The 22,850-nt window shown below is 55.3% G+C and carries 32 protein-coding genes and 1 pseudogene; 15 read left to right on the forward strand and 18 right to left on the reverse strand.

Features of this window, described 5'->3' with window-relative positions:
• Nucleotides 1–2 precede the first annotated feature (2 nt).
• The 15 genes from WFM49_RS17210 to WFM49_RS17280 all read right to left on the reverse strand — a co-directional run bounded on the left by WFM49_RS17210 (nucleotide 3) and on the right by WFM49_RS17280 (nucleotide 12,398).
• Entirely contained in the window at nucleotides 3–632 is a 630-nt protein-coding gene (locus WFM49_RS17210; RefSeq protein ID WP_336974514.1) for a hypothetical protein, read from the reverse strand.
• Entirely contained in the window at nucleotides 629–2,071 is a 1,443-nt protein-coding gene (locus tag WFM49_RS17215; RefSeq protein ID WP_336974516.1) for a packaged DNA stabilization protein, read from the reverse strand. The genes WFM49_RS17210 and WFM49_RS17215 overlap by 4 nt, the downstream gene beginning before the upstream one ends.
• A 1-nt stretch (nucleotide 2,072) precedes the next feature.
• Nucleotides 2,073–2,402 carry a hypothetical protein gene (locus WFM49_RS17220; RefSeq protein WP_336974519.1) on the reverse strand — a complete coding sequence of 110 codons (330 nt, stop codon included), beginning with the start codon at nucleotides 2,400–2,402 and terminating at the stop codon, nucleotides 2,073–2,075.
• A 156-nt stretch (nucleotides 2,403–2,558) separates the two neighbouring features.
• Nucleotides 2,559–2,888 (reverse strand): hypothetical protein, encoded by a 330-nt coding sequence (locus WFM49_RS17225; protein WP_336974521.1) that lies wholly within the window; start codon nucleotides 2,886–2,888, stop codon nucleotides 2,559–2,561.
• A 44-nt stretch (nucleotides 2,889–2,932) separates the two neighbouring features.
• Nucleotides 2,933–4,018: a phage capsid family protein gene (locus WFM49_RS17230; protein WP_336974523.1), complete on the reverse strand. Its 1,086-nt coding sequence runs from the start codon at nucleotides 4,016–4,018 to the stop codon at nucleotides 2,933–2,935.
• Between the two features lie 14 nt (nucleotides 4,019–4,032).
• Nucleotides 4,033–4,797, reverse strand: coding sequence for a hypothetical protein (locus tag WFM49_RS17235; RefSeq protein WP_336974525.1), 765 nt, complete (start codon nucleotides 4,795–4,797; stop codon nucleotides 4,033–4,035).
• Between the two features lie 126 nt (nucleotides 4,798–4,923).
• On the reverse strand, nucleotides 4,924–5,265 hold the full coding sequence (locus tag WFM49_RS17240) for a hypothetical protein (protein ID WP_336974527.1): 342 nt from the start codon (nucleotides 5,263–5,265) through the stop codon (nucleotides 4,924–4,926).
• A 1-nt stretch (nucleotide 5,266) separates the two neighbouring features.
• Nucleotides 5,267–7,132 (reverse strand): portal protein, encoded by a 1,866-nt coding sequence (locus tag WFM49_RS17245; protein WP_336974529.1) that lies wholly within the window; start codon nucleotides 7,130–7,132, stop codon nucleotides 5,267–5,269.
• The gene (locus WFM49_RS17250) at nucleotides 7,117–8,556 is read right to left on the reverse strand and encodes a terminase large subunit domain-containing protein (RefSeq protein WP_336974531.1); all 1,440 of its coding nucleotides are present in this window, start codon (nucleotides 8,554–8,556) and stop codon (nucleotides 7,117–7,119) included. Before WFM49_RS17250 ends, WFM49_RS17245 begins: the two co-directional genes overlap by 16 nt.
• A 645-nt stretch (nucleotides 8,557–9,201) precedes the next feature.
• The gene (locus tag WFM49_RS17255; protein ID WP_336974534.1) at nucleotides 9,202–9,483 is read right to left on the reverse strand and encodes a hypothetical protein; all 282 of its coding nucleotides are present in this window, start codon (nucleotides 9,481–9,483) and stop codon (nucleotides 9,202–9,204) included.
• A 74-nt stretch (nucleotides 9,484–9,557) separates the two neighbouring features.
• On the reverse strand, nucleotides 9,558–9,893 hold the full coding sequence (locus tag WFM49_RS17260; protein ID WP_336974536.1) for a DUF1064 domain-containing protein: 336 nt from the start codon (nucleotides 9,891–9,893) through the stop codon (nucleotides 9,558–9,560).
• Entirely contained in the window at nucleotides 9,890–10,600 is a 711-nt protein-coding gene (locus WFM49_RS17265) for a replication protein P (RefSeq protein ID WP_336974538.1), read from the reverse strand. The genes WFM49_RS17260 and WFM49_RS17265 overlap by 4 nt, the downstream gene beginning before the upstream one ends.
• Nucleotides 10,584–11,303, reverse strand: a complete 720-nt coding sequence (locus WFM49_RS17270) for a helix-turn-helix domain-containing protein (RefSeq protein WP_336974542.1) — start codon at nucleotides 11,301–11,303, stop codon at nucleotides 10,584–10,586. The genes WFM49_RS17265 and WFM49_RS17270 overlap by 17 nt, the downstream gene beginning before the upstream one ends.
• A gap of 370 nt (nucleotides 11,304–11,673) precedes the next feature.
• Nucleotides 11,674–12,084 carry a recombination protein NinB gene (locus tag WFM49_RS17275; RefSeq protein ID WP_336974544.1) on the reverse strand — a complete coding sequence of 137 codons (411 nt, stop codon included), beginning with the start codon at nucleotides 12,082–12,084 and terminating at the stop codon, nucleotides 11,674–11,676.
• A 2-nt stretch (nucleotides 12,085–12,086) separates the two neighbouring features.
• Nucleotides 12,087–12,398, reverse strand: a complete 312-nt coding sequence (locus tag WFM49_RS17280; protein ID WP_063693671.1) for a hypothetical protein — start codon at nucleotides 12,396–12,398, stop codon at nucleotides 12,087–12,089.
• Nucleotides 12,399–12,412: 14 nt separating this feature from the next.
• Between WFM49_RS17280 and WFM49_RS17285 the strand changes: the two genes are divergently transcribed.
• Nucleotides 12,413–12,643: a hypothetical protein gene (locus tag WFM49_RS17285; RefSeq protein WP_336974548.1), complete on the forward strand. Its 231-nt coding sequence runs from the start codon at nucleotides 12,413–12,415 to the stop codon at nucleotides 12,641–12,643.
• Nucleotides 12,644–12,751: 108 nt separating this feature from the next.
• Nucleotides 12,752–12,940: a hypothetical protein gene (locus WFM49_RS17290; RefSeq protein WP_336974551.1), complete on the forward strand. Its 189-nt coding sequence runs from the start codon at nucleotides 12,752–12,754 to the stop codon at nucleotides 12,938–12,940.
• Here the strand turns inward: WFM49_RS17290 and WFM49_RS17295 are convergent.
• Nucleotides 12,915–13,268 carry a hypothetical protein gene (locus WFM49_RS17295; protein WP_336974554.1) on the reverse strand — a complete coding sequence of 118 codons (354 nt, stop codon included), beginning with the start codon at nucleotides 13,266–13,268 and terminating at the stop codon, nucleotides 12,915–12,917. The two genes, WFM49_RS17290 and WFM49_RS17295, sit on opposite strands and share 26 nt — an antisense overlap.
• Before the next feature lie 30 nt (nucleotides 13,269–13,298).
• Between WFM49_RS17295 and WFM49_RS17300 the strand changes: the two genes are divergently transcribed.
• Nucleotides 13,299–13,535: a hypothetical protein gene (locus tag WFM49_RS17300; RefSeq protein WP_336974557.1), complete on the forward strand. Its 237-nt coding sequence runs from the start codon at nucleotides 13,299–13,301 to the stop codon at nucleotides 13,533–13,535.
• Between the two features lie 192 nt (nucleotides 13,536–13,727).
• On the opposite strand, the gene WFM49_RS17305 is transcribed toward WFM49_RS17300, so the two are convergent.
• Entirely contained in the window at nucleotides 13,728–13,934 is a 207-nt protein-coding gene (locus tag WFM49_RS17305; protein ID WP_336974560.1) for a Cro/CI family transcriptional regulator, read from the reverse strand.
• A 70-nt stretch (nucleotides 13,935–14,004) separates the two neighbouring features.
• Between WFM49_RS17305 and WFM49_RS17310 the strand changes: the two genes are divergently transcribed.
• The 11 genes and pseudogenes from WFM49_RS17310 to WFM49_RS17360 all read left to right on the forward strand — a co-directional run bounded on the left by WFM49_RS17310 (nucleotide 14,005) and on the right by WFM49_RS17360 (nucleotide 21,551).
• Nucleotides 14,005–14,688, forward strand: coding sequence for a LexA family protein (locus WFM49_RS17310; protein ID WP_336974562.1), 684 nt, complete (start codon nucleotides 14,005–14,007; stop codon nucleotides 14,686–14,688).
• A gap of 17 nt (nucleotides 14,689–14,705) precedes the next feature.
• The gene (locus WFM49_RS17315; RefSeq protein ID WP_336974564.1) at nucleotides 14,706–15,146 is read left to right on the forward strand and encodes a Rap1a/Tai family immunity protein; all 441 of its coding nucleotides are present in this window, start codon (nucleotides 14,706–14,708) and stop codon (nucleotides 15,144–15,146) included.
• Between the two features lie 1,639 nt (nucleotides 15,147–16,785).
• A complete protein-coding gene (locus tag WFM49_RS17320; protein WP_336974566.1) occupies nucleotides 16,786–17,145 on the forward strand; it encodes a hypothetical protein in 360 nt (119 codons plus the stop codon).
• Nucleotides 17,146–17,251: 106 nt separating this feature from the next.
• Entirely contained in the window at nucleotides 17,252–17,557 is a 306-nt protein-coding gene (locus WFM49_RS17325) for a hypothetical protein (RefSeq protein ID WP_336974569.1), read from the forward strand.
• The gene (locus WFM49_RS17330) at nucleotides 17,551–17,862 is read left to right on the forward strand and encodes a hypothetical protein (protein ID WP_336974571.1); all 312 of its coding nucleotides are present in this window, start codon (nucleotides 17,551–17,553) and stop codon (nucleotides 17,860–17,862) included. The genes WFM49_RS17325 and WFM49_RS17330 overlap by 7 nt, the downstream gene beginning before the upstream one ends.
• Nucleotides 17,863–18,009: 147 nt before the next feature.
• Nucleotides 18,010–18,189, forward strand: a complete 180-nt coding sequence (locus WFM49_RS17335; RefSeq protein ID WP_336974572.1) for a hypothetical protein — start codon at nucleotides 18,010–18,012, stop codon at nucleotides 18,187–18,189.
• Between the two features lie 31 nt (nucleotides 18,190–18,220).
• Nucleotides 18,221–18,877 (forward strand): AAA family ATPase, encoded by a 657-nt coding sequence (locus tag WFM49_RS17340; protein ID WP_336974575.1) that lies wholly within the window; start codon nucleotides 18,221–18,223, stop codon nucleotides 18,875–18,877.
• Nucleotides 18,878–18,888: 11 nt separating this feature from the next.
• Nucleotides 18,889–19,527 (forward strand): hypothetical protein, encoded by a 639-nt coding sequence (locus tag WFM49_RS17345; RefSeq protein WP_336974578.1) that lies wholly within the window; start codon nucleotides 18,889–18,891, stop codon nucleotides 19,525–19,527.
• 34 nt (nucleotides 19,528–19,561) lie between these two features.
• Nucleotides 19,562–20,071 (forward strand): siphovirus Gp157 family protein, encoded by a 510-nt coding sequence (locus tag WFM49_RS17350; RefSeq protein WP_336974580.1) that lies wholly within the window; start codon nucleotides 19,562–19,564, stop codon nucleotides 20,069–20,071.
• Between the two features lie 8 nt (nucleotides 20,072–20,079).
• Nucleotides 20,080–20,175 (forward strand): annotated as a pseudogene (locus WFM49_RS17355) (single-stranded DNA-binding protein); the annotation flags it as partial.
• Nucleotides 20,176–20,651: 476 nt separating this feature from the next.
• Entirely contained in the window at nucleotides 20,652–21,551 is a 900-nt protein-coding gene (locus WFM49_RS17360; RefSeq protein ID WP_336974583.1) for a recombination-associated protein RdgC, read from the forward strand.
• Nucleotides 21,552–21,579: 28 nt separating this feature from the next.
• On the opposite strand, the gene WFM49_RS17365 is transcribed toward WFM49_RS17360, so the two are convergent.
• Nucleotides 21,580–22,149, reverse strand: coding sequence for a hypothetical protein (locus tag WFM49_RS17365; protein WP_336974586.1), 570 nt, complete (start codon nucleotides 22,147–22,149; stop codon nucleotides 21,580–21,582).
• Nucleotides 22,150–22,315: 166 nt separating this feature from the next.
• Between WFM49_RS17365 and WFM49_RS17370 the strand changes: the two genes are divergently transcribed.
• Nucleotides 22,316–22,531 (forward strand): hypothetical protein, encoded by a 216-nt coding sequence (locus WFM49_RS17370; protein WP_336974589.1) that lies wholly within the window; start codon nucleotides 22,316–22,318, stop codon nucleotides 22,529–22,531.
• Nucleotides 22,532–22,850 lie beyond the last annotated feature (319 nt).

Raw genomic sequence — 22,850 nt, forward strand, 5'->3', positions numbered from 1 at the left:
AGTTACCTCGGAATCAGTGTGATGGCTGGCGCAGCCGTGTACTCAACGGTCAGCGCATCGCCCAGGTTCAATTCAATAAGTGGCGCACCGGTTACATCAAGGTCTACCCCGGCGCGTGAAAGCGTCAGCGTGGTCGTGGCGCCAGTGATTTGGATCGCACACCGCCGGTCTGCCTGTATCTGCATCGGGCTGGGCGCCACCGACATGGGCTGGAACGGCAGCGCCGATTGATCTGCAAAGGGCTGGGCCATTACTTGCGGCTGATCGACATCAGGGCACTGCGCTGGCGGCACCACGAGGTTATCGATCTGCTGGCCGTCTGCCATGGGAAGCCCCATAACAGACTCCGCCGCCGAACCAGCCTCATTAATGGCAACTGGTTGGCTGACAGACTGCCCAAACATCAGAGCGCCAGAGGCGATATCGTCTTGGCCAACCGCCGACCCCATCGTTGCATCCAAGAAGATTTGATTCAGATCAGGAACCTCGGAAGATGGTCCGCCAACTCGTCTCAGTACGTCCTGTAGCGCCCGAAAGAACTCGGGGCTTATATGCACTGGGGTGTCTCGCCCGCCAACATTGACCTTGCCGATGGCAATCCGCTGAGGGAATAGTGCTAATGGCGAAGTCATGACTCACCAGCCTCCCCTAATAGGACCGCACCCAAAACAACAGCATTCACCGGGTCAGTTACGGAAATTTCCCACACCCTTGCCCGGCCATTGCCTAACCGGTTCCAAATACATCGAGCGCCGTACTGGCCAAGCTTGCCCATGGTCGCGGTGCGGGTATTGCTCCATGTATGCCCACCATCGTTCGACCATCGAAGCATCAGGCGCGGCTCACTGCCCTGGCCGTCCACAAGGCCGACACCCGCCTGCAGGTCGATCTGCAGCGACGAGTAGAAAACCCGTTTCAGGTCAGCATCCTCGGCATAGGTTGACCGAACACGCCGGATTGTGTGGCCGTTATCTGTGTAGATGTGCGGGTCCAGAATGAACAAATCACCTGTCTGCCAGTCACCAACAACATGATCACGGCCAAGCATGAAATGAACATTCGATCGGTGCCGGTGGAATGAGCCTCTGGCTTCATTGAAAGCCAGCCATTCATGCCAGTAGTTGCCGTTGATGTTGTAGACCCAGGTGCGGTCAGCAGATGGGAAGTGCAGCACATACCAGGCGCTGCCACCCATTTGGTAGGTATAGCCCACAGCATCATCGATGCGGCTGTACTGGCGAATCTCCCATTCCAGAGCATGCGTAGAGACGCGGACAGGGCTGTACCCATCCATGCGCCACACTACGCCGTCCCCAGATCGATCTTTGCCAAGCCACAGCAGTTCGCCTTTCATCTTGCAGAGCGTCGCCACAGCCGCGCAACCAGTCTCGCCAAAGGCGTTACCAGTGCGCTCTATGGGGAACGTGGTGTTACCTGTGTTCACCCAGATCTCAAAGGAGTTTGTCCCCATCAAGATCAACTCTCGGTGATTCACGATGCCAGCAATCAGCGGGTCGGGGTCGCCCTCTGCGTTGGCGTATTCTGTACCCACCCAGCTCTTGCCATCAGCAATATCCGAGATATAGAACCGCCCGGAGCCATCCCCACCAACCACAAAGTACCGGTCCAGATACTGCGCCCAGGTGACGGTGCTGGGGAAATCCACATCCGTGATGGGTTTCAGCTCATTCTTGGCGACATCAACTATGTAGCCGCGCTGGCCATCCACAATGAGCACTTGGTCACCGTTGTAGGCCATGCCGACAACGCCGCTACTCGTGCCGATGCTGCCAGCCTTTGCTGTGGTGAAGCCAGGAGAAACCCGGAACACTTCAGAGCCAGAAACAACGTACACATGGCCGCCGTTAACCTCAACGGCACCGCGTATCGGGCCCGAGCCGATCTTCACACCAAGGCGCAGACCGGGCGTCGGATACAGCGTGTATTCTGTCTTGCCACCCTGCTCAGTTGCTTCCACATACCAATTAATCAGTCGCTGGGCGGACTGGTTGGGGCTGCGGGTTTCGTAGGCTGGACCGACAAAAGGAATTCGTATGCGCTGCGCTGCCATATCAATGTCCTGGGCTCACAATTACAAGGACGCCCATCACCAGCGTCGCCCTCGATGTGCCTATCGTTTGCTCTATCCGCCAATGCCAGCGCCCCGCTTTATTCTGCGTCGTTGACCCCGGGATAGAAAAAATCGCTGGGTGATCGCCAATGCCGTCAATGCTGGCTGCATCGTATGCACCCTTGAATAGAATCAGCTTCAGCGCACCCTCAAGCGGGATTGAGTTTGGTGAGGTCGGGGAATAAGCGGTAAGGCCAACCTTAATGTCGTCACCAGCGACCACTTGAGCATCACGGCGCGCCAAATCGCCAAGGACAATATCGATTTGCATCAGAAATACTCCGCTGGGACTGCCCCTTGAGATATACGCGTCGATGCCGCTGTAGCAATCTCAGACATGCCCCACATCCACCAATCAGCGCCCGGCGCACGCCCGTAATCAGGCGCCACAAGCACAGCGGCCAGCGAGACATAGGGCTCATGGACCTCAACCGGCAGATTGTGCGTCGTCCACCGATTTAGGCTTCGAGCTACGACTGCGGCGTGTGCTGCCACCAGTTTTTCCTGGGCTTTCTTCAGGTCCACTGCTTCCGCCGTTTCCCCCGCTGCCAGAATCCCCAGCTTCTCCAGTACCCTGACCGCTAAGTCTTCCAGTTTCATTTTCAGCCTCTACAGAGAAATGGCTATGCCCACGCAATCGATTGGCGATGCCAGCAGAAGCCTCTTGAGGCTCATTAAGCTTCAACACCAAACCAAAAATTTCAATGGTGTCGCGATCCTCCGGTGAGCGCGGGTCGCCTATGAAAGTGATCTTCATGACTACTCCAAGAAAGGGGCGACCAAAGAGGCCGCCCCAACCGCTTACAGGTCGGCAACCCCGGCCGTGTAAACAGTCACCACACCGTGCTGAACCAGGTCATCGAGATCGCCATTGCCTTTACCAAACAGCAACTTCTCGATACCGCGCATTTCTTGCACGCCGACACCCTTACGGAAGCCGTAGTCACGCACGTTGGTCGTAGACTTCAGGCGGCTAGCCCAGGCCAAGCCAACCGCTTGCGCACCACACAGGAAGGACGTGGCAACGTCGATGCCAGAATCACCAACACCGGCAATGCTTGGGATTTCTGGGATTTCACGGATGATTACGCCGTCCCAAACCAAAGAGCCGCCGGTGAAGATCGGGTTATCCATCACAGCGCGTGGGCGGGCGTCGCGGTTTGCCTGCTGCATGACAGGATCTTGTGACAGGTCGCGGAAAGCCAGTGGATGAGCGAACATGACAAACCACTCTTCATCTTCGTTCAGGCGGACCGGGCGAATAGCCGGATCAGCAGTCTGAGCCATGCGCTTGGCCAGCGACACAGTGGCGGCTGTCAATTTGCCGGTGGTGTTGCTGATCAATGCCAGGGCGGCAGAGTGATCATTGGCGGCGTTATTGCTGCGGGCATTGCCAAACAGAACGCGGTCGGCGTTGTCCGTCAGCCATGCGTCTTTTTGCGTCTCGGTTGCGGTGCCGTAAGACACGCCATTGATCGATCGCAGGGCGTCGATAATGTCGTTGCGCATCTTGTCCAGCGCCCAGTCTTTCAGAGCAGAGCGGCCTGCATCACGCAGGCCAATTGCAGAAAGCTGCTCGTCGTGATCAGTGACCACCACAGCGTTACGCACAGTATCAACCTGCACTGCCATGGAGCGGCTATCCAGCTCTTCTTCATTGCCTTCCAGAATGGAGCGGCCAGTTACACCTGGGCCGCGCAGCTTGCGGACGTTAGCGAAGGTGACCTTATCGCCCTTTTTGCGGGTCAGGTCTTCTTTGAGTTGAATGATGGAGTTTTCGTTGGTGCCCATGTACCGCTTGAAACGGTTGGAGCGCACATATTCGCGGAAGAACTTGTCATCCCACTGTTGAGGCGTTAAGCCTGGGGTTGCGATTGTTTCAGCCATGATTTACCTCTTGATTATTTAACAATGTCGTCAAGCGGCGTAGGCCCTGTCCAGGCTGGCGCTGAACGCGCTGCGGAGGATCGGGCGTTAGCCAGGGATTTCGGGATATTTGGTTTTTCAGCCTGAGTTGCGGCGCTATCTGCGGCCGGCTGCTGTTGGAGTTCTGCCATCAGTTGCTCTCGAAGGCGTGTTTTATAGGCCTCTGGGTCGCTCCCGATTTCATCCATCACCATGGCGCGTTTCGCATAGTCATAAGCCCACTGATAAGGGTGGGTTTGGGACTGGAGCTGCATGCCCAAGGCTGGATTTTTCTGAACTTCCTGCTGGAACCGTTCAATCACGGCATCAACGTCATCATGCTGCTGCCGGAGAACCATTTCCGACATATTCAGCCGCTCATTAAAGAGTTGCTGCTGCATGATGACTTCGGGCGGCAATTGCTCTTGCTGCTCGTGTTGCTGGCGTGTTTGTTCGGATCGAGCCTGACGGGCCTGCAGCAACTCCTGCTCCAACTGCTGGCGCTTTCGGCGCTCATCCTCTAAAGCTTTGCGGGGAACGTGGTGTTCAGTTTCAGATGTCGGCGGCACATCCTTTTTTTGCGGCTCATCCGGCTTAACTTCCGCATCAGCCACTTTCTCGCCCGTTGACTGTTCCGACTGGACTTCTTGGGACTCACCCTCAGTAGCAGGCACATTCTGTTGATCCTGCTCAGTCTGAGCGGCTTGCTCATTCAAGAGGTCATCGGCGTTGTCACTTAAAACATCTTCCAAGTTGCTCACATTGCTCTCCAAACGCCCGATATCTGCCCGGCGGCGGCAAATCACGCCCGAGAAGGCCCGGCGGCGACCATAAAAAAACCGCTATCAACTGCATAGCGGCGTTAAAGATTTGTGCGAACAGGCTTCTTATGGGGTTGGTGCAGTATTGGCCTTGATGTCGTTCAGCAATACAGTCTGCGCCTTCATCTCTGCGAGAATCCCTCGCAAGACTGACAGCACTGTCTGCCCAGCTGCCGCCGGGTCGGTCGTTACCGCGGTTTGAGCCGCAGTTCCAGTGACGGCAGTAAGCTGTGCGTTCGTTACAGGGCCTGTTACGGCCTGAGAGGCTGGCCAGTTTGAGACTGTGACCTCAGAAGCGCCTCCACCACCACCGGAGGACGCAACACCCAGTGAATAGGTGCCATCGCCGTTATCAACCAGCTTCAGCCGCCCGCCTGGGAACGGCAGCGCAATAGATTCATCTGCCATATCAAACCCCCATCAATATATTTTGCGGTGTCGCTACCTGCGCTACCGCCAGTTGTGTTTCTACGGTTGTCCGCTGGGCATCCGCTCCGCTTCTTGCCGCATCAGCCTCCGACTTCGATGCATCAGCCTGCGTTTTTCGAATATCTGCCTCTGCCTTTGCCTGAGCAAACTGCGCTTGTTGCTGCGCCGCTTCTGCCTGGGCCTGCTGAGCCTTCTCGATTTTCTCAAGCAGCTGATCTTTGTTCCGCAGACTACTTGCCTGAATAATCACCTCTGGCGGGATAGGCAGCCCGGACTGGGCCAAATCAGCAAGCACCTGGAACTGCTCAGATTGAATCGTGGCAACGTCTGGCCCTTCCTCAATGACAATATCTACATGAAGGCCGCTGATCTCGTTATCGATTTCAACAACTTTCTGTAAGCGTGGATCGCCTGGCTGCACGCCCATCTGAGCGGCCAGTTGTTGAGCCTGCTCTGGCGGCATTTCCTGCAACTTATCGCCCAAGGTTACTTTCTTGTTGAGCCCCACCCATTTCAGGTTTCGCTCGTCATCGGTGACGCGAATCCAGCGCTCTTCAGTCCAAAACTGACGAACCCGCATCCAAACAGCTTCAAACACTGAGCGCGTCCACTGCCGAAGGTCATCGGTGGATGGCTCCATTTCGATGCTGCCGCCCTGTTGCTGGGCTTGGATGGCACGGCCAGACTGTTGGCGAGGGTCTTTGCCTGCCATTGCTGCGTTTGGCCCTGCCGCCTGCATTTCTCCAGTAACATGCTGCAAGAGTTGCATTTGCGCAGCGGCCATATCGCCAGTAGGCAATATCCCAAAGTCTTTACCGAACTCGGCAGCCTCATTGATTTCAATGTGGCCGTCCGGCTTGGCCAGCTCACGGCGCGCCTGGTCTTTATCAGCGATTGCACGACGATTGCCGTACGTCTGACGCACAGACACAAGGTGAAGCGCCTTGCTGCGTCGCTTATTGATCTCGTCCTGCATGCTGATCATGCTGCGCACATGGCCGTAGCGGTTATTCTCCCGGTCTATGTACGAACTGCGCAGAATGAGCGTCCTGGCAGGCATCCCATACTCATCCAGATAAGGCGATTCCTGCGGCTCATCCAGCATGCCGCCACGTGTAAACGTGCAGATTGTGTTGACGCCCTCAGAGTCCACGTACTGCATCTGGACCACACGGATGCGGGTGCGTCGATTGTCTGACCACATCGCATTCTTGGGCCGGTCATCATAAGTGTCAGAGCTTGAAGCGGTCTGCAAAGTTGCCTCAATAATGTCTTGTGCGTCAGGCCACCTTGCCAGCGCCTCGCTTCTGTCCATCCAGATAACGATGCCCACATAGCGAGCATCAGAGAAGTCTGGCTCACGGCTATGGGGGTCGTAAATGATCCGATCCCATGGCACATAGGTGATTGCTACATCAATCTGCCCGTCTGGCCGCTCGACAACGACAACATCAGCGCCACCGCACCCCTCAATCAGCAGGTTCTCGTATACCCGGCTACGAACTTCATCAAAGTCGTTTTGGTCTGCGACGAAGCGCAATGCATCCGTAGCAGCGTCAGCCAATTGCTCTTCTTGTGGGGTGCGCGGAAACGCCTTCGGGTCGGATCGCATGCGACGCTCAAGGCCCCGCAAGAAATCCACCTTGCGCTGGATGTAGTTGATCGTCAGGGCAGGCTGGCCACGCTTGCGCAATGTCTCTAGCTCGGCCTTTGTCCACTGCTGATTGTCGTAATACTCACGATCGCGCTCCGAGAAGCGGCGCGCGGCATCAGTGGCGGATTCAGCCTCTTCGAACCACGCCACAAGCTGCGAGTGTTCGTTGTTGGCAATCACTTCACTTTCCATGATTCTTCGTCGCTATCAGAGTCGTTAAAAGCATCGTCCCAGCTATCCTTACGGGAGCCGGAGCGGTGTACTGGCACTACGGCCGGGTGCGCCTCGTCAAGGGCGCGCCCAATCATTCCCGCAACGTCCACTTCGTCATCGTGTGCGCCGCCGGGGAACTTTAAGAATTCGTCTATTTCTGCGTTTGGCTCGAACCAGACCCCGCCCATAGATAAACGGGCCTGAATGCCGCGTGCCCTGGTCGGCTTGTCGCTAATACTTGGCAGCCATTCCAGTCGGGAGTAGCAATTACGCTCCCTCATCCGCCTGGTTAGCATGGGCTCAATCGATTTCTGGATAACACCGGCTTCACCAAACCATGCCAGGGGACGGTACTTGAGCATCAGATCAATCTTTCGCTCTATCCACTCATCAGAGGCTGTCTGTCCTCTCCACCCTGCTACCCGGTATATATCGCCCCGTTCGTCTACGCCCCAGACCCGGTGTACTGTCCAGTCCCCACCGTCTGCTGTTACCGCATAGTCGCTAGTGCCGTACAGATTCAGGGCCGCTGGGAGCCGATCCCAAGTCTTAAACCAGTCACGCCGGAAGTACGTCCCATCATCTGGAGTTGGGTTTTGCTGGTAGAGGGCATTCCAATCACGCTCAGGCAGAACCGCTTTAATTTCCAGCAGACGGGATAATGGGTAGTCCTCTTCCCATAGTGCATGCCCGCGATCATCGATGGCAGGAAGGCTTAACACCTCCCACTGATCACCACCGTGCTCCTGTTGAGCCAGCAACCGGCCAGACAGATCGTCCTCATGCCAGCGAGTGTTAATCAGGACAATGGCACCGCCAGGCATGAGCCGGGTATACGCCGTACTGGTGTACCAGTCCCACACGCGCTGCCTGCGCCGCTCGCTATCCGCCTCTTCTCTGTCTTTGAAAGGGTCATCGATCAGCAAGATATGAGCGCCACGCCCAGTAATGGCCGTGCCTACACCAGCAGCCACATACATACCTCCGCCGCTTGTGTGCCAGCGATTTGCTGCTTTCGAGTCAGACGCCAATTGCACCTGGAACAAAGCATTGAACTCAGGCTCAGCAACGATATTCCGCACCTCTCGACCAAAGTCGCCAGCCAGGTCACTGTTGTAGCTGGCGGCAATAATCTGCTTTGCGGGATTCCGTCCAATGAAATAGGACGGGAACCGGCGAGACGCCAGCTCTGATTTTCCGTGTCGTGGCGGCATGCAGATCATCAACCGTTTGCACTCGCCACGCTCAACCCGCTCAAGCGCCTCTGCAATCAGATGATGGTGCGGCGCAGGACGGTAGCCAGGAAAGGTGTACTCAGTGAACGCTATCAGGCCCTCTCGGCCCCTACGGCGTCGCAACAGCTCAGCGGCGGCCTCCTGCGGCGATAGCTGCGAGCTGCTCATCTGTCAATTCCACTTGCCTGATGCCAATGGGCGGCATATCTGGGTCGCCCGATATTGGCTGGGTGGCTTTACCAAACCCTCGGTCAATGAGCTCCTTAGCTGCTGCCACTCGTGCCGCTGGTGGGTGCTCTTCGTTCTTCATAATCTCAGCCAGGGTATCAATCGCCTCGGGGCCGTAAAGCTGGGCCAATGCCTTGATATCCGCTGTTGCTCGGTTTGGCGTGCCCTTAGTCCGTCCTCCGGTTTTGGGCAGCCCTTTTGGTCTACCCGCCATATCTACTCCGATCTACTTTAGATACGAGCGCCCAAAGAAAAACCCGCCGATCTTTCGATGGCAGGTCAGTTTCAAATCCTACGGGCGCAATTGTGCTGACCTATTGTCGCAATTCACGTCGCAATTTGCACTAACTCCATGTCGCAGACTGCGACACCATGAGTAATAGGCTGACGTCGCCCCTTCCTTGCTCTGCTCTACCTGACCTGACTCACAAAGACTTCGCAGTACTCGCTCCACCCCTTTGCGAACAGCGTGGCGCTCAGACTCTGCCAGCTCTCGTGCTCGTGTGACGTGTCTCACAATCTGGGCCATGCGGAACTCTCGGCCAGGGTGCGCTCCCAACAGGTCAATAATCTCGCTTGCGTACTTCATCCCAGCTCCCTCCAAACCAAATCCTTGAACAGGCCTACGTACAGCCTGTACTCCACTTCCCTGACCCACACACCAGTGACGCTCTTTACCCAGCGTTGGGCGGCTTCCCGTCGCTGCTGAGCGGTCAGTCCTTCAAACCTGCCGTTACGTTGCGGGTACTCGGCAATGACGATCATCTGCTCTGGGTGCGGAAGGGTCTTATGCAGCCTATCCACCTCTTCGGCCTGGCGTATGTCTACCCGTTCGTTGTTATCGTCATCTGCGTAATGTGGGGCCATGTTGCCAACGGTCGGGCCGGTACCACACCAACGAGCCCAGTTCCAAAGTATCGAGTCAGCGTCATAGGGCCTCATCACACCTCCCGTACTGTTATCCCGTGAACCTGAAGCATGAGTTTGCGTTTCATGATGTAGTCCCGCGTGCGCATGCCCTTGGCGTCCTCGATTACGGTCTGGCCGGTGCGAGTGTCCGTATAGCGAAAGTCCGCAACGTACTCACACGCTCTTTCGGGCCTTCCATCGTCACGGCGCTGCTTAGGGATCAGCTCGAAACGCGGCTGCAGTTCCAGGTCGGTGATCTGTCCTGCCCGTTCCAGCAGTCTCAGTTGTTGGTAGCGGGCGGCTTCCAGCTTGCTGGAAAACCGAATGCCGTCGATTACCGTCTTACGGTTTCCATACTTGCGCTTCATGCAGCCTCCGACAAAGCAGCACGGGCCATGGCCAGCACAGCCAGGGAGCGGCCTTGCTGGTTGTCCAGAATCTTCCGAGCCCAGCCTTTCTGATCCTTGCCCTTCTGGCTGAATGCTTGATGTGCCAGCTCCCGCACTTTCTTCTGTCCCTCTGCGCGCACTTCTTTGGAGTTCACAGGCGAAGGCAAGGCCAGCGTCGGGGCGGGAATGTCAGCCCAAGCTCCCAAGGCAAGCTGGCTGGCCAGCGCTTTGTTCCAGCGGTTCTCCAGCTGCTGGTAGGCCTGATTCATCATGTCGTACTGCCCAACGGCAATGGCAGCGTGAAAGATCGCCGGGTGTGACCAGGTGCCTACTTCTCCCTTTGCCCGGGCCTGCATGCCACGCACCGCCTCAAAGAACGCCACATCAGCCTCCAGATGCGGCCGGCATGCACGCAAAAACTCAGGCAGGCTTGGCGGCCAGTCGAACATGCGGCGGCAGTTTTTGATGCCCAAGGCTACGTCCTGCGGAACAATGCCCTCTTCGTCAAACGCTTCAGCCCAGGCATCTTTCCAGTCTTGGATGGCCTGAATATCCTTGAAGTTTGAGCGGAACTTGTTCGGGTAAATGCCGTTCAAGCGGTTGTACAGGTGATCCATCAGGCTGATACCTTCCAGCTTGGCGTGGGCCATCAGCCATTGGTTTGGCGCTTCACACGTCGATAACATCGTCGTCTCCTGGGCGTTTTCGGTTTCGGTTTACGTAGGCCAGCGGGTCAAAGCCGTTGCTGCCCTGCCCTGACTGTGCCGAGTCCTTCACAGGGAAAATGCCGGTCCATCCCCGTTCAATGCTCTGCTCAACGGCGGCAGCGGGGTCATGCCCATCGGCATACAGCTTTTCCAGTGTTCGCAGAGAAAGGCGTTTGGCAGCATCCGTCCAGGCCTTGCCAGATTTCTGCTTTCGGAACTCATCCCACATCGACCACGCATCAGCATCCAGCCAACTGGGCACCTCCACGCTTATCTTCTTTTGCGGTTCCTTACGGTTCCTTGATGGTTCCTTTACGGTTCTGGGTGCAGTTGCTGCGGGGGTGGGTGCAAATGCTGCGGGGGTTCTGTCGTTATTTGCGGGGGTTTCGTCTTTATTTGCGCCCCGCATTTCCTGCGGGGGTGCAAATGCTGCGGGGGTAACGGTGTACACAGTTGAGCGGCCCTGACGTTGCTGGGCCTGCAATGCGCCCGCATCGATCAACCACTTAATTGCATTCTGGACAGAGCGCTCAGAAAGGCAGGTACGGGCAGCAATGCTCTCAACAGAGGGCCAGCACACACCTTGGTCGTTCGCATTGTCTGCCAGGGATATAAGCACGGCCTTCTGTGCAGGCGTCATACCCTGCAATGGCCAGCACTCGGACATGATGATCGTGCTCATGCCGTCTCTCCATCTCGAATAGATGCCCAGCGGGCATAGGCGGAATCCCAAAGAGCGAACTTTTCTGCCTTGGGTGCACCAGATTGATCAATGTATTGGTGGCAGGCCATGCAGCCCGGCACAGTGAATTTGTCGTTTGCCTTGATTCCCATACCCTTGCCGTGCTTAGCCTGGTTGGAGTGGCAAGGCACCACTGAATCAATACCGCCAGCGCCCCAGCACACGCCTGGCACCAACAGGTAGCAAGGCTGGCCTCGGCATAGGTCCAAATAAGACTTGTCGTGCCACACTCGTTTCTTGGGTGCGGACTTCTTCCAGGCTCTGCGTACCATGGGCTTTGTCGAGGCCTTGAGGGTGCTGTTGTAGGCTCTCACGATCCACTCCCCAAGGACGTAGGCGACCAGCGAACGCCCTTTTCAGTACCGAACGACAGGGCCAGCTCGATCAGCTCGGACATCTGGCGCACTGTCATCCTGCTGGTGCGCTGGCCCAGCATCACAATCCCGCCACGGATGCCCTGAGACATGCGCGTCTCTTGATTCAAGCTGGCAGACAGGACATCTTTCCATTCTTCGGCTTCTAGCTTGGTGGCCACGCCGTTGACCATCCAATCAACCTGTTTGGATAGATCGGCCAGGATCGACCACATCATTGCGTTTTGATCCAGCGACCGCGTACGTGGACGGATCTCTACGCGGTAGTTTTCAGGTGCCTCAGCAATCGCTCGGGCCGCGTTACGGCGCACAAGCGGATTCACAAGATGGAAAACCTGTTTATCCATGACTACCTCCCGCACTCACCCAAGCCTTGCCGGGCGCACTCACAGTGAGCGCCGATCTGAGCACCAAAAGCCAAGAAGTCCATATAAGCGGGAGTGGTGATTACCATTCCCAAGACGTCGATGGCTATATCCATTCTGTCGATGGTCAAACCCATCTGGCCCGACAAGAATCGGCTCACCTGACTTTCATCCCAGCCCAAACGATCTTTAACTGCCGCTTTGATACGCGGATCAGTAAGCGCCTGGCGGAAGGCGCGGTCCATGCTCGGACGTTGTGGGCGGTTGTCCACCCGTGCTGCTGTGGTGGCATTCATTGGGAGTCAGTCCTATGCAAAAAGAGTTGAATGCTGTTGAAAGTGGCTTCGATCAAACTGGTGAAACTGAACAAGGAGTTGTGATGACCGAAACCGAGAAAATCTTGACCCAGGCTGAAGATATCGCCCGGCGTACCTTTGAAGAACCAACGCAGCAAACCGTCATGCAACTGTTCGCGCGTCTGTGTGATGAGCAGGACAACCGGCAATTCGCAATGCACGAAGAATCTGAGGCCCTGCACTGATGTTTCATTTTTTTCCTGAGTATTTCTATCTGTGGCGGCAGTCCCAAGGTTCGGCTATAAGGTTTAAGGGCGACCAACCCAACCTATTAACTTCACAAAGGAACTGCCATGAGCAACAAAATCAACGAGTCAGAATTCTTGGCTGGTATCGAGAAATTTCTTGCAATCCTGCAACGCCAGCCGAATCTGCTTCATCACCAACACACCAACGAACAGCAGGCGCACAGCCTGGCTGAGATGGCGGTTTCATTCTCAATTCGCTATAACGAACTCAAGCAGAAACACGTCGGGCAATAACCCCTGCGGCATCGAATGCGGCGTTGACCACGCCTACTGCCGCCGACTGGGGCGAAAGTGAACCGTGAGATGCGGCCTCTCGGGCTGCACTCATAGCCGCGTCCAAGATGAATTCGCGGCCTTCTTTGGTAAACAGGTGCCCGCCGTCAAAGTCCGAGACGAGTTCTGAGTTAGGAGTTGCAAGCTGCAGGGCTTTCCCAGCCTGCAGCGCATTCTCGAAACCAGGGAAGTCAGCGATATGGCTACTGCCTGCTGAGTTCTCATCGCTCTCCGATTTGGCCAGAACAAAAATCCGTTTAGCTGTAATGGTGTAAGTAACTTTTTTCATATCTCGCCTTCTTAAGAAAAAGGATCTGCTATGTCTGAAATGGTTGCCGTCGGTAAGGACGACCTGCTTTATTACTTGGGCCACAGGGTGGCCTCTGCCAATCAACTCAGCTCAGTTGTGCTGCAAATGTCAGTGGCCAAGTCGCCTGAGACAGCACTGAGCCAACAAAAAGAAGATGAATTTCTGATTGCGATTCCTGTTGCATCCGCTGAAAAGCTGATCGCCAGCCTTCAGACGGCAATCGATAGGCTTCGCTCTGCCAATTGATTTGAATCTCACGCATTGACGCCTCCAGACAGGTCAACCCTTGTGGCTAGGTCGGCCAGGTAATTTCGTATGCCTCGACTGACCGTCAGAACCTGAGCACCCGACAAACCTACCCACTCCGAATCAGATAAAGACGCGGGGAAGCTAGTTAGGACTCGGCACATAAACGGATAGAAGCGGGGATGGACTGCGTTACGCATGATTCCCCTCCTTCTCAGCCAGCTCGGGCGGAGCAGGCTCTTTAAACGCCTCGGGGCGAACCGCTCTCAAGTACATGAGACGTGCTTTAGGCACTGCTCCGGAGGTTTTCCATTGAGAAACAGCCCCCACGGTCACCTCGCATAAGCGAGCTACCTCGGACGAGCCACCCAGACGAGAGATAAGTTCTTTTGTTTCCATGGATAAATCTTAGCTGTCTAAGAATTAAAACGCAAGCCAACTAAGATAAAATTTCTTTAGCATACTAAGAATGAACTTCCAAGAACGCATCACACTGGCATTTAAGACAGAGCAGGCTCGACGCACTGAGGCTGGCGCACCACGCCTAACGAAAACCGAATTGTGGAAAGCTGCCGGCGCAACTTCTGCCGCTGCCACCCACTGGTTTAATGGCTCTAACGGAATGGACCTTGATACATGTGTACGCGTTGCCTCTTTATTGAACGTAGACCCATATTGGTTGTTCGATGAGTCCAGGCCTATGGCGCTCAGCGCCAGTAAGTCTGAGGCAGTTAATATCTCTGCTGGTCCTGACTTGCGAGGGCGAGTGCCATTGATTTCTTGGGTTCAAGCCGGGCACTGGAATGAAGCTGTTAACAGCTTCCAAGATGGCGACGCGGATGACTGGCTTACCTGCCCTCGGTCGCACAGCCGATCCACTTTTGCTCTCCGCGTTCGGGGAATCAGCATGGAGCCGAAATACAGGGATGGCGCGATTATCTATGTAGACCCGGAAAAAAGTGCAGACCACCTGAGCAACGTCGTTGTTCAGCTTGACGACGAATCAGAAGCCACCTTCAAGCAATTGGTAGTGGAAGGCGGAAAGCGGTTCCTACGACCTTTAAATCCAGATTGGCCAGGACCAAAACTGATTGAGATCAACGGCAATGCAACAATATGTGGCGTTGTCATCGGCCAGTTCATTGAAGATTAACAACAAGCAGAACAGAAATGACAAAGAAATTATGTGCGGTGATGCTTCTATCATGTTTATCGTTTGGAGTGGCCCAGGCGGAGATCCCAAAGAGCAACGGGGAAATCATATTAGATATGGTCAGCGCCTACGAGCGCACCGCTGGCAATCCGCCATCCACAGATTTAAACGACTATACGAGCGCGGCTTCTTTGCTATCCCTATATGCGGGCACAGAAGGAACAGCAAGGTATTATGGGATGCTGGCCGCAATATCCTCTTCGCAGGCCAAATCACAGCCTGAAAAAGCCTCGTTCGCCATATTCATGGACATTTTGTGTGTGCCAGATAATCTATCAGCGGGACAGAAGGTAAGAGTATTAAAAAACTACTTAGAACGAAACCCAGAAAAATGGTCGAACCCGCACTATGATCTAGTATTAAACAGCCTGACTGAAACTTATCCTTGCGAGAAGTAGGCCGTAGTCATGCGTAGGGTCTGTATACCGCCTTAGGGCGGTTTTTTTGCGCAGTAAATCTTAGTTAACTAAAATTTATGTTGACTCTTTAAATCTTAGTTTGCTAAGATTCATCCAACGCTTCACCAAAACCGCAGAACACCTTTAGGCAAAGCCACGGTAAGTAACGGTCCATAGAGCGCCAGCAGCAAAGGCTGCGACTGCTACGGCAGGGCTCTTTAACAACACGGGAATTCAGGAGAGGGTGCGCAGAGATGCGCGCTTGAAGGCGGAGTCTAGGCCCAGCCCCTTTCGGAGCTGGGTGTGCCGCTAACTGCCCAAGAGCATGAGCAAGAACAGTAAGGACCGGACTTGCTTGTAGCTTAAGGACAGTTTGATTGTCAGCTTGATCATGGCATGAGCCCTGATATCGCTGGCAGGCCTGCCAACTGGTTAGGGTTGGCATTTATATCGCGCCGTGCCTGGCGCTAGCGGTTCGCAAACCTAGGATAGCTCCCCGCGACACTGGTCAGCCTCGCTTTCCAATGTCCGGCTCACCACCCTCTGAAGCATTGACGCCCGATTACGCTCGGCGGCAGCGATGCAACAGAGAGCGGATCACCTTCAGCAACTTGTGAGGCCGCATCTATAGGGATTCACGGTCCCTAAGCCTCGAAGTATAGCGGACCTGCTGCACCCTCCCCTGAATTTCCGGTTCATTTTGCCGATGTTGCTCACCCCGCCTATGTAGGGTGTTCGTCCGGCTCAATAGCACCCACAAGCATGGTTGTGGCTCTGCGCGGTATCTCTGCCGTCTCCAGTCCGTCAAAGCACGGTTTACGGAGAAAGAGGGTGAGGCGTAGACGGCCAAAAACGGAAACGGTCACGCTGGTTGGAATCCCAGAACCAGGCCCTACACAGGGCCTTATCCACCAGTGCCTTGACTCAGGGTACTGACGGATAAATAGGAGATAGACATGGAACAGCAGGACAAACCAATGCGCTGGCCCAGCGACTTTCCGGGCAAGCATGACAAAACCCCATCAACGCCTGCATGACTCGCATATGAGCAGTAGCGAGGTCCAGGCAGCCCTTCTTATGAGGGGAATCATCAAGGCGGCGGCGTGGACGAACACGCAGTACCACTGGACGGCAGACCCGCTGCTGAAAGGTGCAAGGCAGACTCAGGGTGAACTGCCCATGCCGGTATCAAGCCCGGCCCGCCTTGATGATGGTGAATGGCCGCCACAGGGCGGGGAGAGCCTACCGCCAGAGCCTGAGATCGGCGCAGGCCACCATCAACCCATAACCGAGAGCGCAGGCCGAAAACCAGCAATCCCGCTGGCAGTGCCGAGGTTTCAGCGTGGAGGCCGGGTAGTAACGACCGGAACACGCAGGACGTTTGGCCCACGAAACGGGCACCCTCCGATAGCAGCCCTTGGCAGCCGTGTTAGCGACGGCAGCAAACCCCAACCCCTCCATACGTGTGAAGTCCGATAAAACGGTGCCTTATCCGATCAAGGGCTGCTATCAGAGGGCATAGAACCCCGGACCCCGCCAATACCGGCATTTGCGCAGATGCAGTGAAGGCGGCAGACGCAGGCTAACCCTCCCCTCTTTCAATGGCGCCGGATGCGGCGCAATCCCCCCGGAGCTAAACATGAACGCTTTTGCTATGCGTGAGATAGACGCGCACGAACTGGCGGAGCGCCGCCGCGCCTATATCGCGGAGCAAATCCGCGACTGCCTCAAAGGCGAAACCAATTCAGTGCTGATGTCGTGGGGCCATCCCACACCAGCAAACCTGAAATCACGAGCTGATCTGCTGGAAGTGCTGAACGACCAAATGATCGCTTATGAGAAGTCTGATGCGATCGGGCCCTTTGTTAAGAGCGTCCTGAATCACGACCCCGTATATCGAGACGGCCTGAACGCGCATCTTTTGGCACTTATCCAAAGTTGGGCAGACGCCAGTCACGACGCAATGACCGAGCAGGAACTGGAGGCGTTGTCGTGCTAGACCTCGCCGCTTTCATTCTTGGCATCGTCACATTGCTGGCCATCGTTTTTGGCTGCATGGGCTTTGCTTACCTAATTTCAGAAGTGATCAGTATCTGGAGACAGCCATGAGCGACATCATGCTGAACGCCATCATTCAAATGCCCTACGAAATGGCGATGAACGACGAGCTATCCCGGCGGCAGTTTTATGAGCGGGCCAACCAAACCCTGAATGAGCGCAACGCAAAGGCGGCTCAGATTGAGCGGCTGCGAGAGGCGCTGCGCTGGACTGCAGGCGCACTCCAGGCCGCTTGTCAAAGCTCGTACTGCTCTGACGAGGACGACCGAGTCGCCATCGGCGCCGAGACCAGGACTGTCTCGCAGATCCTGGATTATGCAGACGCCGCCCTATCGGGAGAACCAACATGCTGATAACCAAGGAGCACTACGACCTGATGGCAGCTTTTGAGCGCAGCCACAAAGAACGGTTCGACAAAGAAGATAAATCGCTCTGGCCGAAGGGCGTGATCTATCAAGACGGGCGCGTGAACGAACTTTTCCAGGCCTACCGGCATGGATACGCATATGCAAAAACAACAGCATACGGTGATGGCTTTCACGACGGCGAAAACAAGGGATTCCAGAGCGGCTATAGCGATGCACTGGCAGACGTCCGGCAGAAACTGGAAGGAATGATTGACGCTGCGATAAGCGCCCTATCGGGAGAGCCAACATGACCATGATTTGCTCGCAATGCAACCAGTACGGAATCCGCTGGATGGGTTCTTATGGAAATCTCACGCATACCGAATGCCCGAATTGCGGTGGCAAAAACTGTCAGCGTGAAGATCAGGACGACGGAGACGTGGATACGGAGGATGGCGATGACTGACCAAAACCCCGGCTTCCCCCGCACTCGCCGCCGTAACCCTTTCGATGGCCAGGGATGCTACGCACCAAATAGCAGCAAGATCCCGGTCAAGGCCTGGGTCGGTGCTGCCCTCGTAGTTTTTATCTTCATCGGCCTGTTCGCCAAGCTGGGCGCAGCCGCTGGACTGAACTGAATTTCACGAATTGCACGAATCGGAGAACATCATGAGCACCGTAACCATGGTCCTGGGCGAGTCCGGGACAGGCAAAACAACCAGCCTTCGCAATATGAACCCAGCAGAAACGCTGCTGATTCAGGCCGTTAAGAAGCCTCTACCCTTCCGCGCAACCGATTGGCAGCGATTTGATCGAGAAGCTAACAAGGGAGGCAACATCTTCCAGACGGACAGTCCCGCCGAAATCATCCATCTACTCAAAGGCACGCGCCGCAAGGTAATTGTGATCGATGACTTTCAGTATGTGATGGCAAACGAGTTCATGCGGCGCACCAGTGAGCGCGGGTTCGACAAGTTCACCGAGATCGGCAAGAACGCCTGGGACATTTTAAATGCTGCCGCCAGCCTGCCCGACGATACCCGTGTCTACATCCTAAGCCATGTCGAAACCACGGACCAGGGCCGCACCAAGATCAAGACAATCGGGAAGATGCTGGACGAAAAAATCACGCTGGAAGGCATGGTGACCATCGTTCTACGGACCCTAGTGCGAGATGGGCAGTACCTATTCTCGACCCGCAATAACGGCAGTGACACCGTCAAGACCCCGATGGGTCTCTTTGACTTCGAGGCCATCGACAACGATCTGGCCGCCGTCGATCAGGCTATCCACTCCTACTACACCCCCACCGAGCAGCCCGCTTAAAAGGAATTGCAATGCGTAGCTACACCCTGGACACAACCGCCGCTCAACAGGCAAATCAAAACTCGTACATCGACCAGACTGGCAAGTATATCGGTGCCTTCATCGTCGCCAAGGCGGTGACATCGCGCAGCGGAACAGAAGGCATTGAGTTCTCTTTCAAAGCTCAGGATGGCCGGCAGGCCAACTACCTGACGCTGTGGACATTCAACAGCCAAGGCGAAGCGCTCTATGGCTTCAAAATCCTCAATGCCCTAATGACAGTTATGGGCGTTAAAGAATTACACCCGAAAAAAGGCGGCGTGGCGAAACCTGATGGCACGCGAGAAGAAGCCATTGCATACCCGGACTTGCACAATAAGCCGGTGGGTATCGTTTTGCAGAAGGAGTTCTATTTCAAGGACAACGGTGACGAGGGCTACAAGTTCAATATCTTCGCACCCTTCCAGGCCAACACCGAACTGATGGCTAAAGAAATTCTGGACAATAAAACTCAGCCCCAGGCGCTGGCCAGCATCATTTCCAGCCTCAAGGACAAGCCAGCCCCTGCACAACAATCTCGTAGCAGCCAGACGAGCAACGCCTACCAGGCCCCCGCCCAGAACGGCAGTCAGCCCGCTGACCCATTCGGCAGCGACTTCGGAAACTTCTAACTGTGGAGCAGGCGGTTTGCCCGCCTGAGTAAACATGAGCACACCCGCACTTTACACACTGACCTCTGAATACCGCGCCCTGGCTCAGCTTCTTGCGGAGCGAGACTTCGACGCCGAGACCATTGCCGACACCATCGAATCTACCGGACTGCCCGAGCAGATTGCCGAAAAAGCCCAAGGCTGCGAAATGGTCGCCCGCGTTATGGAGGCTGACCTGCCCACGATTGACGCAGAGATTCGTCGGCTACAAGATCTGAAAAAGGCTCGCAAAGCCCGCGCTGACGCACTCCGCAAATACGTGTTGGACAACATGCTGGCCAGTGGCATCAACCGAATCGACGCCCCACTGTTCAGCATCAGTGTCGCCAAGAATCCGCCCGGCGTGGACATCTTTGACGAGCGGCAACTTCCGGCGGACTACCTGACAGACCCTGTGCCGCCTGCGCCCCAACCCGACAAGAAGCTGATCGCTCAGGCCATTAAGGACGGCGCGGATGTGCCTGGAGCAAGGCTCACGCAGGGTTTCCGGCTCAACATCCGCTAAGCCAGCACCTGCGCACCCGTAAATGGACAGGCCAAGACGGTCAGGAGCGTTTCACCACGGAAATCATTGCCGAGCAAATGCAAATGCTGGGCGGCCGTGGAGGGGAGGCGATTTAACCCATCCCTAAAGCGAGCTCACAATCAAATCACCATAGCCCCAAATTATGGTTCCTATGGCCCCTAAGGCGACGCAAAAAAATAGGCCATCACCACAGCCTGTTTGCGCCATAACTCGCGAATCGCAATAAATTCCCCAGGCTCAGAAAAGGCTCCGCCTAATTCAGTCATCCCCTTCAACTGCTCAACCCATAAGAATGACCACGCTGACGCCATTGTCAGTATTGCCCCGCTCCTCTGAAACATCTCCGGAGACAGGCAAAGTGCGCTGCCCACTGAAATCAGAACTGATGCAGTCAAAAGCGCACTGATTTTCAAGCGTGTATTTTTTATTCTCTTGTCTGACATAGACCCCGCCCAGCTTATAGCCCCAGTCCCAACTGGTCAGAGGGCCACACTATTAATAGTCGCATCATACTCCGCATAGTATGGGGATTTTTGCGCATGAACAAAGGAATACAGCCATGTGGTTTAAAAACCTGCGTATCTATCGATTAGATACGGCATTTGCCATGTCCGCTCAACAACTGGCCGACCTGCTGACCAAGCACCAATTCGCACCATGCGGAAGCCAAGAACCGCTCAGCCTGGGCTGGGTGCCGCCACGCGAAGGCGGTGAGCTGGTGCATGAGGTGAACGGTCAGTATCTGATCTGCATGCGTGCTGAAAAGAAACTGCTGCCCAGCGCAGTAGTCAACCAAGCCGCCCGCGAGAAGGCCCGCGAAATCGAAGAGCAGCAAGGCTACAAGCCAGGCCGCAAGCAGATGAAGGAAATCAAAGAGCAGATCATTATTGATTTGATGCCCCGCTCCCATGTTGTGCAGCGCGACACAATGGTCTGGATCGACACACGAAACCATTGGTTTGTGATTGATGCCGCAGTCGTGGCTAAGAGCGATGAGGTGCTAGGCCTATTCGCCAAGAGCGTGGACCCCTTCCCCGTGCAGGCTCTGTACACCGAGCAATCTCCCGGTGCCGCCATGACCTCCTGGCTGGTTGATGATGAAGCCCCGGCCAACTTCACGGTCGACCAGGATACCGAGCTACGCTCTACCGGCGATAGCGGTGCTGCCGTACGCTACGTGAAGCAAAGCGCCGACATTGACGAAGTGCGCAAGCACGTCGAAGCCGGCAAGCAATGCACCCGTTTGGCCATGACCTGGGCGGATCGCATCAGCTTTGTGCTCACCGATGCACTGGACGTCAAACGGGTGGCCCCGCTGGAAATCCTGACTGAAAAGCAGGACGTGACGGCCGTCAACGATGACGAAATCTTTGATGCCGACATGACCTTGATGACCTCCGAGTTGGCCAAGATGATCAGTGATCTGGTTGAGGTCCTAGGCGGTGAACGCATTAACTAAAGTGAGATTAGGGGTTTTGCCCATCGAATCAATTCATCGCTTTACCAGCGATTTCCACACACTTTGTCGCTTCAGTCTTTGCCAAGAACCATAGAGCAGTGTCGCCCAGCACTCCGTCCCATATTCTCAGATTGTCTTCTAAGGCTTCGATTCGCTGCTTTAATCTCAAAATGGACTGAGCCAATTCCAAACTCAAGATCGATATCAGAACGATGTTTAGCCCACGAAGCCAGTCCAACTCTCTCTCCAAATTCATCAATACCAGAAACCCATCCTCTCGCGAAAGTGGAGGTGCTTCGAAAAAATCACGGATCGACTGGAGCTTCTGCACTACCTCCGTTTGAATAAATAGCTTCGTTCGCAAAGCTTCTTCCTGTCTACGCCACTTCTGACCCGCATAAGCCACCCAGACAGCCCCCCCTGCAGCCCCACAAGTCCCGACCGCCGTCAGGACGCTAATAATACTTACATTACTAAGCGCTCCCACCCGCTTATCCCAGACCCACCCCAACACAAAACCAACTATAAGGGCCAGAATCGCCCCCGCTGTGAAGGCCGCGATCATTTGACGTTCGCAGCTACATTTTTTTTCAATCACCTAGGATCTCCAAGCAACTCTCCGTTTCTATATCCGCAAGGATCATAGCCGAACCCCTGCAGCTAAAACATAGGATGCCTCCCCTATGAAGCATCACGACTACAGCAACACCCCATAACCCCGCTTGATTTACTCAACCGGGGTTTTTCTTTTCTAGGATCAACTCATGACCACCGCTGAATCTCCAGCGCCGACCGCTGAAGAGGCACGCAAGCTGCGCGCCTACGTTTATATGCTTGCCAAGACCACCCAAGCGTTCGCTGACGCTGCAGGAATCGACCTCGAAGCCACAGAACTAGTGGTGGATTTAGGTCAGCCAAAGAAGGTGGCGAAATCAATCCGCTCCATCCTGGATGGTGCGCTGGCCCTAGCTGGTGAGTAGCAAGACAGACAGATGAATCTGCCACCCCCAGTGCCAGAGCAGAAGCTCTGACACCCAAGTAGATGAAAACGGAGGCCGCATGGCCAGACAAGCCGAATTTGCCCGACCCCTGCCCCGCCTTCGACACATCGAACCGGGGCAATTTTTTACCCTTCGCCATGACCCGGAACTGCGCGTGCTCCTGCACAAGACACGCACTCACGGTCATTTCAATAACGGATATGCATCCCTTTGCCATGAGCTTGATATCAAGTGCGTGGTCTGGGGTGAGAACGGATGGGAAGCAAAACTATGACTCAGAAACTTTTAATGCCTCTGC

It is taken from the genome of Alcaligenes sp. PF14, from assembly GCF_037150615.1.
Lineage (GTDB): Bacteria > Pseudomonadota > Gammaproteobacteria > Burkholderiales > Burkholderiaceae_B > Alcaligenes > Alcaligenes phenolicus.